Raw genomic sequence first — 12,403 nt, 5'->3', positions numbered from 1 at the left:
GAATTATCCCAAGGAGGCGGTCGAGAAAATACCCGTCTTTTATTTGACGCTTACTATAAATCGGTCAAATCCGGCTGTTCAGATAGAAGAAAAGCCGGATTTCCTGCGAAATCCAGCTGTAAGGCAAAAGGGAAAATCCGTTTTGCGAAAAATGAAACTTGTTGCTTTCTGACTATTCGTCGGCGAGGTTTTTTGGTTTGATTTCTCCGGCTTTGGTCAGCGCAAACTTGGTCAGAGACGGTCCGATCAGCTCATAAACCAGAACGCCGAAGAGAACAACGTTGCGGATCATCATGCCGTTTTCACCCATGCGGGCGCCGACCGTAGCGGCCATGCCCAGAGCGACACCAGCCTGCGGGAAGAGGGTAATACCGAGCCATTTGCGTACGGTTTTCGGCGAACCGGCAATGACGGCCGAGAGACTTCCGCCCAGGTATTTACCGAGGCAGCGCGAGAGAATGTACGTCAGACCAACAGCGAGAACGAGGATGTTGCCAAAGGCGAACAGGTTCAGTTCCGCGCCGCTTAATACGAAGAAGAGGGTGATCAGCGGAGCCGACCAGCGATCGGCACGGCTCATCAGATCTTCGGACTTGCGGCAGCAGTTGCAGAAGATGGTACCGAGCATCATGTTGACGAGCAGGGAAGAAAGACCAAAATTCATCGGTCCGATGTGAATCTGGGCGGTTGAAATGGTTACGCCCAGAATGACGAAGCTGACAATCAGCGTATTGCGGTTACGATTCGAATGGAAAATACGGGCGACATGTGTCAGGATCCAGCCAAGCAGGGCACCGATGCCCAGCGAGAAGAAGATTTCCATCAGCGGTTCAACAAAAAGGGAAACCATGTTCGCACCGTCAGGGGAACCAAGATGCATGGCTACGCCATAGGAAATCGCAAACAGGATCAGGCCGACGGCGTCATCCAGCGCAACGACAGGAAGCAGGGTCGAAGTGACGTCGCCTTTGGCTTTGTACTGACGGACAACCATCAGCGTTGCCGCCGGAGCGGTGGCCGCAGCAATTGCGCCGAGAATGAGAACGTCCGCGAGCGTCAGAATATCTGGAACGATCAGGTGTGCAACGAACAGAACGCAGTCGACGACAATCGTGGTGATGATACCTTCGAGAATACCGATCGTCAGCGCCTGTTTTCCAGTCTGTTTCAGTTCGCTTAAACGAAATTCGCTTCCGATCGCGAAAGCGATAAAGCCAAGCGCCACATTGTTAAACGGCTGAAGGACTTCTACATCCTGGAACGTATGAAAGCCAAGGCCAGGAATTTTAAGAAGACCGATGCAGCAGGGTCCAAGAAGGAGTCCGGCGATTAAATAGGATGTGACATCCGGCAGACGGAACTTGTTTCCCAGCCGGGTCAGCAGAAGACCAGCCAGCAGTGCAGTTCCAACACTTAATGCATAATTCATGCAGTTCATCCTTTCTGATTCAATAGAAGATTCATGAGCGATTTATCTGAAAGTCGGATGGTTTTGCATGCCCCAGAAGCGGAAGAAAAGCGGGGGTAGTATGGAAAACGCAAGAGCCGGCGAGTACGCTGAACCTTTCCTTAATGTATACCCGTCAATCAAAAATGTGAAATTTAGTGAATTGTTTAAGGAAATCTGAACAAAATGGGGAGGAAACACAGAATATCGTTTAAAAAGTACAGAAAACCATTCCCAAAGTGAATCAACGGCTTCAATTCGAAAAGTTGATGAAGCTGACTTTATAAAACCTTAAATTCAGAATGCGTCGTCGATCAAAAATCGCTCCGGTTCTGCTAGTTTACAATCTTGCAAAGGATGCGAAATCTGCCAGCCTGTACCGGGCTTGAGACTGCTCAAAAAGCAATAAGACAAGAACCGCAGTATGGATTCATCCCACAAAAGAAAACCTTCAGGCATCTGGCTTTTCGCTCGATTTTTGCCTTCTTAAACTGGAAGCGAGGTGATAAACATTGAAAAAAGCAGCGATCCTGATTGCGGACGGGTTTGAAGAAATTGAGGCACTCGTTCCCTTTGACCTCCTCAAGAGAGCCGGAATCGTTACGGTTCTTGTAAACGTTGAAAATAAGAAACTGGCCAGAGGCAATAACGGCCTGATCATTGAAACGCCGACGGAACTGCGCGGCTATGATTTTGAAACGACCGATGCGCTGATCGTCCCCGGCGGAGACGCGTATGCGGTATTCAAGAATATTCCGCTCATTGAAGACGAAATTCGCGCCTTTGCGATGAATCCGCAAAAGGTACTCGGCGCAATCTGTGCCGGCAGCGCCCTTGCGGGAGAACTTGGCGTATACAAAAACAAAAAGTACGTCTGTGTACCTTCGATGAATGAAGACTCTTTTGGCGGTACGTTTGAAAAGAAGCATGCGGTCGTGGACGGAAATATCGTTTCCGGCATTTCAGTAGGCGGCGCTTTTGAATTCGCGTTTGCGCTGATTGAAAAACTGACCGACAAGCACAAAGCCGAAGAACTGAAAAAGGCTGTTGCCTACACGCTCTAAGATCATTTCCAGGAGCTTCCCTGAGCAGGGGGGAAGTAAAACAGAAGCCATGGCATTCCAGAATTGTAATGATCTGGAAAGCCATGGCTTTTATTGTCTCAAAATAAAGAATTGGATCGGCTTTGCCGGCTTGATCAGGATTCAATTTCCGCCAGCAGCGCGAGAAGAATTCGACCGCAGGTCAGCGCATCCGATTCCGCGCGGTGGGCCATCGGATTGATGAGTCCATAATGAGTGGCAAGCGTATCCTGCTTGTAGTTAGGCACGGTGCGAAGAGTACTGCGGGCAATGCGCAGCGTATCGAGATAGCGGAAGTTTACCGAAAAGCCCTGTCGATTGCAGGCGGCGCATAAAAACGAAAAGTCAAACGCCGCATTGTGTCCGACAAACAGAAGATCGTAACCGGAAAAGCGATTCAGAAACGCGAAGAGTTCAAGCAGAGCTTCTCTTTCATCCGGCGCATCCGCGACCATGTCATCGGTAATGTGATTGACCATCGACGCGCCGATTGGAATCGGTCTGCCTGGATTTACGAAGGTATAGAAGCGTTCCGCCGGCTGCCCATTTCGAAAAGCTACTGCACCGATTTCGACGATCCGATCGGAATCGGGGGAAAGACCGGTCGTTTCCAGATCCAGCGCAATATAAAACCGATGAACCTGTTCAAAATGGCGGTTTGTCAGCCGCACATATTCTTTCGTAGCTCCAAATCCCTGTAAATCCATAGTAAACGACCTCCTGATCCGTTCATTTTGCTTTAGGTATGACCAGTCTCATCGATTCGCTCGCTTTTGGCAGCTATGTTTATTGCCAGAGGACGCTTTGAATTTCAGTGACTGTACTCGGCTTTTATAATACCGGTCTCATCGTAATAAAGCTCGATTTTATACTTATGGCCATGATCCGTATACTGCGCCAGAATTCTTGAGGATTCATCTTTGAACAGAACGTCATGCGCCTGGATTGTCTCGTGAAATATCTTTTGCGGAGCAGCCGTCTGGCATCGTCTGGACCAGGCGCATTCTCCCGCAAACTGTTTTGCACGCTCGACAATTGCCAGATCGATGTCCGATCGTCCGGATGCCGCAAGCAGAGCGCTGCGCGCCTGCAGCGAAGCACAAACCCATACAGAAACCATTAAGACCAGACTGAAGAGAACGAGGGCAGGTTCCAGCGCAAATCCATTTTTCTTTTTGAACTCGACGGTACGAAATAAAGACGGATTTGCAAAGAAGCGCTTCTGCCCGCCCGGAAAATGGTGTGAGGGTTTTCGCAGACGAAAATGGGAGGACTTACTGAATCTGCCAGGTCTTCTTATGGTTTTCATACATCACCTCGAGTTCAATTTTTCCCTGATGTTCTGTGAATACCGCCGAATCGATATTTTCCATGAAGATTTCATAGCCCGGCTTTTTGACGAGACGTCTCTGATCCAGAGCAACCGTTTCGGCTTTGTCGGCCCATTGAAGATGCAGCTGTCCATTCGATACGCTCGCCTTCCAGGATAAAGAACAGAGCTCGCGAAGCTGAAGAATCGCAAACTGTTCCTGAGAATCGTCACGGATGCGCAGACTTGAAGAAAGAACACGCGTCTGTACTGAAAGCAGGGAAACACAGATCATACCGACCAGAAAGGCTAAAAGGGCTTCGCTCAGTGTAAACGCGTTTTTTCTGTGCTTTGAAGAAGACGAAGACGCCATTCGTTCGAACCGTTTCTTCACGAAAGCAGGCAAAGGCCTTTCCAAAAAGCACCCTTTTTGTTCTCGATAGCCCCAATCCCGTCTTTTCATGAGGATGTACTTTCCAGAGATTCAGAAACGCCCTTGGACAGAGCGTGTGTATACGCCTGAATACTCGTACTGAGCAGAAAGACGGAGAGCGAAAGAATGAGCAGCGCCAGAAGCGCTTCCATCAGAAGAAATCCGTTTTGCCTTTTTCGGCCTTTATGGGTGCGTATGTCTGACCTGTACGCTTTTCGAAAAAGAAAGACCGGTGAACGGGGAAATCTGGACAGGGAATGGGCTAGCTGAACAAGGAGAACCTTCTTTTTAAGGGAAGAAAAAAGATCGGTCATGGTCAATGGCCAGGGATACCTTGTTCCCGGCTGGATCCAATCCAAAACTTCGGATCCACTCGAGAATTCTGAAAAACTGGCCCGCCTCCTCAATCGATTCGGTATCCAGACGCTCCTGTCGGTCTTTAAAGAATGATCGCCAGAGCGTCTTTTTTCCTACTGTATTTGTTTTCCAGGCAAAAGGGGAAAGACAAACGTGAAGTCTGTCTTTCGGATCGTCCAATGGGCTGCAGGATCTGAATGTTATTCATACGAACGCGGTTTATGGCCCGCTTTCGATCCGTGCGCGTCCGCTTCCCAGCTGAAATACGATGCGAAATGAACTTGTTCCAGCCGAACACCGCAATGTTCCGCCTTTGGAAATCGAACCTGTTTCGTTCCAGGAAAGCTTCATAGGCGTACAGGCAAGCCCCTTAGGAAAATCAAACGATTCCTGCCCGCTAAGCATTCGATCCTTTTGAATGTCCACCGCACGCGGCTGGCGCAATGAGAAGGCCAGATACTGCTCCTGATTCACTTTTTCCAGAAGAATTCGACTCGAAAGGCCCGAACTGTCCGCACGAGGGGTCAGCGAAAAGACAGATACAGACAGGCCTATGAGCAGCAGTACAAACAGGGTTTCGCTCAGAGAAAAGGCGTTTCGTCCCCTGGGGTTCCTGAAAGCTGTCTTTCGACACTTTGTTTGACAGTCGCTGCGGCTGGTCAGAATGTGTGTTAGGCTTTTGAAACGGAAACTGCGCCTGTCCATCCTCAGAAATTCAATCCTACCGGCTGGCGGCCTGCCCATTGACGATCACCACGCTTTTTCCGTCCGGACATTTTGCCTGCCCGTCTTTGAGATAGCCTTTGGAAATGAGTTCCTGTACGGAAGTCGGAGTACGATCTTCATCGATTTCATAAAGCATAATCTGAGAATTGACGACTTCGATGAGCGCTTCGCAGCCTTTGGCGCGGATGATTTTCTCCTTGCCCTGGAAATTCGGAATCGTGATCCATAAAGTGATTGCTATGAGCAAAAGAGAAACCATACATTCGATAAGCGAAAATGCATTCTTTTTGTTGCCTGAGTTCATGTTTTTACCTCCTGTCTGTTTATACGGATGGATTTTGTGCAATCGATATTTGTTTTGAACCGGCCGTCCGAAATGGCTGGAGGTTTTTTGAAAATGCAGAGGATCTCCGGGAAAAAGAAAGAGGCGGAGAAGCCGCAAAGTGCACTGTGCAGTTCGAATCAGCTGACTATGTCGGTTTGACGAAATCTGATAAGCTGTGAATAAAAGGAGAGTGATTATGCAATGAAACACGTTACTGTTGCCGGCGGCGGTGTTCTAGGTGTGCAAATCGCCCTGCAGTCTGCCGTGAAAGGAAAGGACGTAACCATCTGGCTGCGTTCTGAATCCAGCATTACGCGTACTCAGCCGCGTATTCAGTATTACAAAGAGCAGTATCTCGGTACGCTCCAGAAGGGGATCCCGGCCCCGGGACTGGTCGGCGTAACAGCCGAAGATGTCGAGAAAGCCGTCGCTTCGATTCGAATCGAGCTCGATCTTGAAAAAGCGCTGTCGGATGCCGATCTGCTGATTGAAGCCATTTCGGAAGATGCTGGCGTGAAAAAGGATTTCTTTGAAAAAGCTTCTCCATACATTACGGAAAAGATGATCGTCGTGACCAATTCGAGTACGCTGCTGCCCTCGATGTTCGCAGACGACGTACCGTATCCTCAAAACTTCCTGTCCCTGCATTTTGCCAACCATATCTGGATCAACAACCTGGCCGAAGTCATGGTTCATCCCGGAACAAATCCGGAAGCCTTCGCAAAGGTAATGGAATTTGCCAGAGAAATCGGCATGGATCCGGTAGCCGTCATGAAAGAGAAAAACGGCTACCTTCTCAACAGCATGCTCGTACCTTTCCTGATGTCTGCCATGGATTTATACGTGACGAAAACGGGCAGTCCCGAAGACATTGATAAAGCCTGGGCAAAAGGCACCGGTGCTGCCATTGGTCCGTTCCGCATGCTCGATGCGATCGGTCTGGAAACCGCGCTTCTGATCACCAGTCAGTTTGTGAACATTCCGGACGAAATTGCGCCGTTCCATTACAAGGACATCGCGCAGATGCTGAAAGAGCGGATCGCGAAGAAGGAAAGATTTTACAGCTGATCGAGAAATATAAACGATCGACCTGAGTAGAATGGATCCTGAAATTAAGAATTAAAACAGCCCCCTGTTCCCATGCCAATCGGATGAATACAGGGGGATTTTTCATGATCGGATGTCATGCTCTTCAAAGTAATACAGCACAGAAATTCGAAAAAATTTGAACGAACACGTACCATTTGTTTTTCGGCCTATTCTTCATAAAGCATGACAAAGGCATGCAATTCGGACAAAATACCGGTTCTGTTTGTGCTTATTGGCGCACTGTCAAAAAATTGGAGGTCGCAAAGAAAGAGGATTGTATAATTTGACTATTCATGAACCCAGAACAGAAACCGGCTGTTTCACGCCATCTTTTTCATTCGCTTTAGACGGAGTCGGACGCCCTCGAAGAAGGAAAGTCTGGGCGAAACGGCGGTTTCAGAAAGAAAGGAACCCAGTTTATGGCAAACCAGCCCTATTCCCGTGAGATTGCTCAGACGGTACTGCGCTATCTCGATGACGATGAGTGGAATTACGACTTTGATGAAGAACTTGGACTGATTCGTTTCAGTCTCAGCCTCAGTTCCAAAATCAAGCACATCAAGTATTACCTCGACATCGACACAGAAAGCTTCAACGTATACGCTCTGTGTCCGCTTGGAGCCGATATGGACGATGAGACAACGGTTCGAGAAGTCAGCGAATTCCTTCATCGCGCCAATTACGGTCTGCGCGCCGGAAACTTTGAAATGGACTTCCATGACGGCGAAATCCGCTACAAAACGTATTGTTATGCCAAAGACAGCCTTCCCTCCGTTGAAGCGATTAAGGAATCCATCTTCTATCCGGCGGCCATGTTTGAACGCTACGGAAACGGAATTCTTTCCATTCTCTTTGGCGGCCTGAGTGCACAGGATGCCATAGCCCGCTGCGAACAGCCAAGACGCTAAACCCAGTCGAACCGGAGCCTTTGCCTCGGCCATTCAATATCCTCAATAAACGAAGAAAACCGCTTTCGTTCAAGTCGTGACGGAAGCGGTTTTCGTTTGGTTCAGCCTATATTTTCCAGTCATTCATCTGCAGAAGTCAGACCTGGCTTTTTGATGTTTCTTTGGAATTCTTAACGACGGAATCCATCGCGTGCGTCAGCCACGCGATGGATTTGGCTAGCCGCTCGTCGGGCTGGTAAAAGTGATTGCCTGGATTTTCTTCGAACGCACAGTTCAGACCAGCCTGTGAAAAGTATTTGGACAAACCGCGGGTGATCGACTCGGTTGTCTTCAAATACGGATCGGAAGTTCTGGATTCTTTTGTCCCAATAGAAAAGTACAGCGCCTCTAAGGACGAGGGAATCTCCTGATTCTGGATCCATTCTGTCAGTTCGGGATACCAGAGAGAACCGGATACGCTGGCTGTACAGTCAAAACACGAACTGGAGAGAGCTCCATACAGAGCGAACAGACCGGCCATGGAATAGCCGATCAGCCCAGTCCAGGGGATTTCATACGTCAAAATCGATTTGGACCAGAGAAGAACGCGGCTTTCAATCCAGTTCAGATAGTCTTCTGCACGCCCGTTGAAAACAGAATCGGTTCCATGAAGCGTAATGCGTTCAAACCATGGAGAAAGATCGGCGTTCCAGTCAAATCCGGAAATCACCAGCAGGTTGAACGCTTTGGCCCCTTTTCGATGACAGGCCTTAAAGAAGGCTTCATAAAAGCTTTCCGTCTGCTGCTCGCTGTTCAGAATGAGAAGCGGCAGCGGACGCTTGCCGTGAACAGCCAGCGTGAGAGTTCGGGAATCCAGGCTCGCAGTATAGAAGCGAACAGCAGGAGCCCCCGACCTGGTCAATCCTTCGGATGGGTTTTGAGAAAGCGTATCGTGACTCATCGGCCGATTCCTCCTCGTCTTGTTCTGAAAACCGGGGAATGCGGTAATAAATTACTGGGCCGCTGTTTTGTCCTTGGCCTGATCTTTTGCGTTTTCCATGACGACAACGGCCAGACCATCCAGAGACGTTTCCTTCAGTTCCATCGGCAGCTTTTTGCCGGTCAGGTTCATCGTTTTAACGACCATGTCAAAGGAAACACGGTTTTTCTTCACGTTGCGCAGATACTTGGCGAGTCGAGCCGCATCGACGGCGCGTGTGGACGCGACAGCGTTTCGCTCAATGCAGGGGATCATGACGTAGCCCATAACCGGGTCGCAGGTCAGACCCAGATGGTGTTCCAGTCCCATTTCTGCGGCGGATTCGATCTGTTCATTGCTCAAGCGGAACAGGGAAGCGACAAACGCAGCGCCCATGGCACAGGCGGCACCGACTTCAGCCTGACAGCCGGCTTTCGCTCCGGAAATCGTAGCGTTTTCCTGAATGAGGTTTCCGATCAGCGCAGCCACTTTCAAACCGTTGAGAATGGATTTTTTCGGCATGCCCAGATCGATGGAATAGTGATAGACCAGGGCAGGAAGGACGCCGGCCGATCCCATAGTCGGAGCGGTAACGACGGTTCCGCCCGACGCGTTCTGCTCGGCTGCCGCATACGCGTAGCTCTGTATAAGAAGCGCATCGCGGTCGGCTTCTGTGTCGCACGTTTTCGCGGATTCGTACAGGGCGTAGGCAACGCGGTCGAGATGAAGCTTGCCGGGAAGGGTACCGGTTTTGGACAGACCTTCCTTTACGGATTTGATCATCGCCTTGTAAATTTTCTGCATGTAGGCATCGATGTCCTTGCCTTCCACTTCGGTCACGTATTCATCGAGACGCATGTATTTCTTCTTGCAGTAGTGCTGAATGTCATCGAGCGTGGTATGGGGGTAAATATCCTTCGCACTTTCCGGCTGCTTGCCGTCAATCATCAGCTTGCCGCCGCCAATGGAGACGTACGTTTTTTCCAGAGTGGATCCGTCCGGACGGATTGCCTTGATGACCATGGTATTGGGGTGAGCCTGCGGGGTCTTGATGTCGAAGTGAATATCGATTTTTTTTCCGCGGAGCGTCTTTTTTAAAATTGCATCCGTCAGGTGCCCTTTTCCTGTCAGGGCAAGAGAACCGTAAAGGGTGATGTCAAAAGCGGCGGCATCGGGTGCGGATTCAAGAATGTCCCTGGCGGCCCGCATTGGACCGAAGGTGTGCGAGCTGGAAGGGCCGGGGCCGATCTTAAACAGTTCACAGATGGTTTGCATGGTAAAGCCTCTCTTTCAGAGCAAAAAAATGATTCATTCCTATCGTAAGTCCGTTCCAGTTATAAATCTGTCCGGATACTTTAAGAAGTAAGTCTGCGTCTCTATTGTACAGGATCGGAGAACAGAATCGAAACGATGTTCCTGTCTCCCCGACAGATGGAAGCCTGCAGGAAAAAACTTTTTCCGGGATGGGAAAGCAGGCGAATCGGCCGAATATTCTTAAGGACAGATCATTCTGGCTTCCTCTGTACAGAGGAAGTGGATCTGTTTTGTCAGAACGCCGGAAAAAATGAAAAGAGAGCCTCGGTAAAAGGCTCTCAGGCGGGATGAAATTTCAAAAATGAGCGGTTTGAGTCCTCTGGCACATTGGAATAGTTTGGTTTAAATTCCAAACAGGTCTCCGACATTCTCCGTAAGAATTCGCGATGAGGGACGGTCTGCATTTTTCAGCATCTGTTCCAGCCGGTTTTCGATCGCCTTTTCCACGAGAGACTGCGGATCGATGCCGCGCAGTTCAAACAGCAGCAGAGGCCTTTCTTCCAGGCGCAGAGCGGTTCCATACATTACGGCCGCCACATGCTTGCACATGGAAGCGCCGTCCGGGCATGAGCAGTCAAAATGAATTTCGTGCGGACCCGGAAACAGGCCTTCTTTGGACGCGAACAGATCCTGCAGGTCTTTTGGGAACTGGCCGTTGACCAGCGCGTCCAGTGAAGAAATTCCAAATTCACAGCGCTCCTGGATTCTGGCTGCCACATTGGGATGCAACGGATCAATGCGTACAACGACATTATACGGTTTGCGGGTGGTGCCCTGTACAAGCCCTTCGATCACACCCTTTTGAATCTGAAGGTCCAGAACGAAGCCGTTTTTCACATACCGTCTTCCTCTTGGCAGGCGGTTGGAAAAAAACGAATAGCGTTCGAGATTGCGGCACCAGGCATCGCCCCACCAGGTGGAGCAGATTTTTCTTCTGGAATCGTCTGCGATGACCGGATCGATCAAGGTTCCCTTTTTTCTAGCTTTTTGAATGTAGGCTTCCGCCATCGGCATCTGTTCGTCGACGGAAACGTAACTGCTGTATCCCCAGTAACTCATAAGCGTATCCTCATGGCTTCGATCAGATCTTCATCGGAAAGCGTGGCCAGCCAGCTTTCTGCAGACGTACCGACTGCATCATCGGGAGTTTCTGCTTCGATTCGATCATCTCATTGATCTTTTCTTCAATCGTATTGGAGCAGACAAATTTATGAACGATGACATTTTTCTTCTGGCCAATTCGATAGGCGCGGTCTGTAGCCTGGTTTTCTACAGCCGGGTTCCACGAGCGGTCAAAGTGAATGACATGGCTGGCCTTCGTCAGATTCAGACCGGTACCGGCAGCCTTTAAAGACAGTACGACAAATGGAATATACGTTTCCTGCCGGTTAAACGCATCCACAATCTTCTGCCTTTTCTTGATTGGAGTCTGCCCATGAATGATAAATCCTTTCGCTCCGAAGATCGTTTCCAGAAATTTGGCCAGATGCTCGGTCATTTCCCGGTACTGTGTAAAGATAAGAACGGATTCATGATTCTGGGCAATTGGTTCACAGAGCTCCGCGAGCATTTTGAATTTGCCCGATTCAGAGGGCACATACGCCGTATCTCCGAGATACTGATCCGGGTGATTGCATACCTGCTTCAGCTTGCTCAGGGTAGAAAGGACAAGTCCCTTGAGCTCAATGCTGGCATGGCTGTCGATTTCGCCGTTCATAGACTGTGCCTGTTTTTCAGCCAGCTCCGAGACGATCTTTTTGTAAAGAACGATCTGAGACTCGCTTAGCTCAATGTAATCGTTCTGTTCGATTTTATCGGGCAGATCGCTGATGATGCGCTTATCGCTTTTGAGCCGGCGCAGCAAAAAGGGAGAAATGGTTTTCTGCAGCTTTCCAAGATAGTCCGACTCGGATGCCTGCCCCTGTTGAATAAAGTTCGCAAACTCTTTCTGTGTTCCCAGGACGCCTCGATTGAGGAAATCAAAGATCGACCAGAGGTTGATCAGATCGTTTTCGATCGGCGTACCGGTCATCGCCAGACGCATATGGGCCTGCAGACCTATGACGGAAGATGTCTGTCTGGTTTTGGGATTCTTGATTGCCTGCGCTTCATCGAGGACTAAGAAATCCCAGTGAATGTCTTTTAAGGCGTCCAGACGAGAAACTATGCCGTACGTGGTCAGATTCAGAAACGGGAGATCCACTTTGTCAGACGTTTTAAAGGCATCTACGGCTTTTTTGCCATGAAGAATTCCCACGCTCAGATCGGGAGTAAACTGCGATGCTTCTTTTCGCCAGTTAGCAATGAGCGAAGCCGGTACCACCAGAAGCGCTTTCTTTTCCGGATCTTTCTGATGCTCTTTTTCCAGCCATGCCAGGGTCTGTACCGTTTTTCCAAGACCCATAAAGATGGATGCGGTTAAGCAGGAGATCTGGGCTCGTCTGACCTTTTGTAA

At 49.5% G+C, this 12,403-nt stretch carries 13 protein-coding genes; 3 read left to right on the top strand and 10 right to left on the bottom strand.

Going from position 1 to position 12,403, the window contains the following annotated elements; translation table 11 throughout:
- Window positions 1-172: 172 nt before the first annotated feature.
- Window positions 173-1,429 (bottom strand): cation:proton antiporter, encoded by a 1,257-nt coding sequence (locus ACLUYS_RS07000; RefSeq protein ID WP_288339007.1) that lies wholly within the window; start codon window positions 1,427-1,429, stop codon window positions 173-175.
- Between the two features lie 530 nt (window positions 1,430-1,959).
- On the opposite strand from ACLUYS_RS07000, the gene ACLUYS_RS06995 reads away from it, so the two are divergent.
- Window positions 1,960-2,511 (top strand): DJ-1/PfpI family protein, encoded by a 552-nt coding sequence (locus ACLUYS_RS06995; protein ID WP_230267921.1) that lies wholly within the window; start codon window positions 1,960-1,962, stop codon window positions 2,509-2,511.
- A 134-nt stretch (window positions 2,512-2,645) separates the two neighbouring features.
- On the opposite strand, the gene ACLUYS_RS06990 is transcribed toward ACLUYS_RS06995, so the two are convergent.
- The 5 genes from ACLUYS_RS06990 to comGC form a co-directional block, all read right to left on the bottom strand.
- Complete coding sequence (locus ACLUYS_RS06990) at window positions 2,646-3,236, bottom strand: PolC-type DNA polymerase III (RefSeq protein WP_412659459.1); 591 nt, start codon at window positions 3,234-3,236, stop codon at window positions 2,646-2,648.
- A 104-nt stretch (window positions 3,237-3,340) separates the two neighbouring features.
- Window positions 3,341-3,649, bottom strand: coding sequence for a hypothetical protein (locus ACLUYS_RS06985; protein ID WP_230267923.1), 309 nt, complete (start codon window positions 3,647-3,649; stop codon window positions 3,341-3,343).
- A gap of 154 nt (window positions 3,650-3,803) precedes the next feature.
- Window positions 3,804-4,244: a hypothetical protein gene (locus ACLUYS_RS06980; RefSeq protein ID WP_300956709.1), complete on the bottom strand. Its 441-nt coding sequence runs from the start codon at window positions 4,242-4,244 to the stop codon at window positions 3,804-3,806.
- 53 nt (window positions 4,245-4,297) lie between these two features.
- The gene (locus tag ACLUYS_RS06975; protein WP_288339006.1) at window positions 4,298-4,423 is read right to left on the bottom strand and encodes a hypothetical protein; all 126 of its coding nucleotides are present in this window, start codon (window positions 4,421-4,423) and stop codon (window positions 4,298-4,300) included.
- A gap of 926 nt (window positions 4,424-5,349) precedes the next feature.
- On the bottom strand, window positions 5,350-5,658 hold the full coding sequence (comGC, locus tag ACLUYS_RS06970) for a competence type IV pilus major pilin ComGC (RefSeq protein ID WP_230267925.1): 309 nt from the start codon (window positions 5,656-5,658) through the stop codon (window positions 5,350-5,352).
- A 222-nt stretch (window positions 5,659-5,880) separates the two neighbouring features.
- On the opposite strand from comGC, the gene ACLUYS_RS06965 reads away from it, so the two are divergent.
- Together ACLUYS_RS06965 and ACLUYS_RS06960 are read left to right on the top strand one after the other, a co-directional pair.
- On the top strand, window positions 5,881-6,747 hold the full coding sequence (locus ACLUYS_RS06965) for a 3-hydroxyacyl-CoA dehydrogenase NAD-binding domain-containing protein (protein ID WP_230267926.1): 867 nt from the start codon (window positions 5,881-5,883) through the stop codon (window positions 6,745-6,747).
- A 440-nt stretch (window positions 6,748-7,187) separates the two neighbouring features.
- Window positions 7,188-7,676 carry a hypothetical protein gene (locus ACLUYS_RS06960; protein ID WP_412659458.1) on the top strand — a complete coding sequence of 163 codons (489 nt, stop codon included), beginning with the start codon at window positions 7,188-7,190 and terminating at the stop codon, window positions 7,674-7,676.
- Window positions 7,677-7,812: 136 nt separating this feature from the next.
- Here ACLUYS_RS06960 and ACLUYS_RS06955 read toward each other — a convergent pair whose 3' ends face one another.
- The 4 genes from ACLUYS_RS06955 to ACLUYS_RS06940 form a co-directional block, all read right to left on the bottom strand.
- A complete protein-coding gene (locus ACLUYS_RS06955) occupies window positions 7,813-8,616 on the bottom strand; it encodes a hypothetical protein (RefSeq protein ID WP_412659457.1) in 804 nt (267 codons plus the stop codon).
- 51 nt (window positions 8,617-8,667) lie between these two features.
- Window positions 8,668-9,909, bottom strand: a complete 1,242-nt coding sequence (locus ACLUYS_RS06950) for an L-serine ammonia-lyase, iron-sulfur-dependent, subunit alpha (protein ID WP_230267929.1) — start codon at window positions 9,907-9,909, stop codon at window positions 8,668-8,670.
- 381 nt (window positions 9,910-10,290) lie between these two features.
- A complete protein-coding gene (locus ACLUYS_RS06945; RefSeq protein ID WP_412659456.1) occupies window positions 10,291-11,007 on the bottom strand; it encodes an SWIM zinc finger family protein in 717 nt (238 codons plus the stop codon).
- A 22-nt stretch (window positions 11,008-11,029) separates the two neighbouring features.
- Window positions 11,030-12,403 (bottom strand): DEAD/DEAH box helicase (locus ACLUYS_RS06940; RefSeq protein ID WP_412659455.1); only part of this gene is annotated, 1,374 nt, incomplete at its 5' end.

This window comes from Allobaculum sp. (assembly GCF_047010065.1).
GTDB classification, from domain to species: domain Bacteria; phylum Bacillota_I; class Bacilli_A; order Erysipelotrichales; family Erysipelotrichaceae; genus Allobaculum; species Allobaculum fili.
Note: the sequence above shows the minus strand (reverse complement) of the source record. Positions and strands in the feature narration are given on the sequence as shown.

Coding starts and splice junctions, on each gene's coding strand:
- ACLUYS_RS06945 (WP_412659456.1), bottom strand. CDS start 11,007: ATGAGTTACTGGGGATACAGCAGTTACGTTTCCGTCGACGAACAGATG.
- ACLUYS_RS06985 (WP_230267923.1), bottom strand. CDS start 3,649: ATGGTTTCTGTATGGGTTTGTGCTTCGCTGCAGGCGCGCAGCGCTCTG.
- ACLUYS_RS06950 (WP_230267929.1), bottom strand. CDS start 9,909: ATGCAAACCATCTGTGAACTGTTTAAGATCGGCCCCGGCCCTTCCAGC.
- ACLUYS_RS07000 (WP_288339007.1), bottom strand. CDS start 1,429: ATGAATTATGCATTAAGTGTTGGAACTGCACTGCTGGCTGGTCTTCTG.
- ACLUYS_RS06965 (WP_230267926.1), top strand. CDS start 5,881: ATGAAACACGTTACTGTTGCCGGCGGCGGTGTTCTAGGTGTGCAAATC.
- ACLUYS_RS06960 (WP_412659458.1), top strand. CDS start 7,188: ATGGCAAACCAGCCCTATTCCCGTGAGATTGCTCAGACGGTACTGCGC.
- ACLUYS_RS06975 (WP_288339006.1), bottom strand. CDS start 4,423: ATGGAAGCGCTTCTGGCGCTGCTCATTCTTTCGCTCTCCGTCTTTCTG.
- ACLUYS_RS06990 (WP_412659459.1), bottom strand. CDS start 3,236: ATGGATTTACAGGGATTTGGAGCTACGAAAGAATATGTGCGGCTGACA.
- comGC (WP_230267925.1), bottom strand. CDS start 5,658: ATGAACTCAGGCAACAAAAAGAATGCATTTTCGCTTATCGAATGTATG.
- ACLUYS_RS06955 (WP_412659457.1), bottom strand. CDS start 8,616: ATGAGTCACGATACGCTTTCTCAAAACCCATCCGAAGGATTGACCAGG.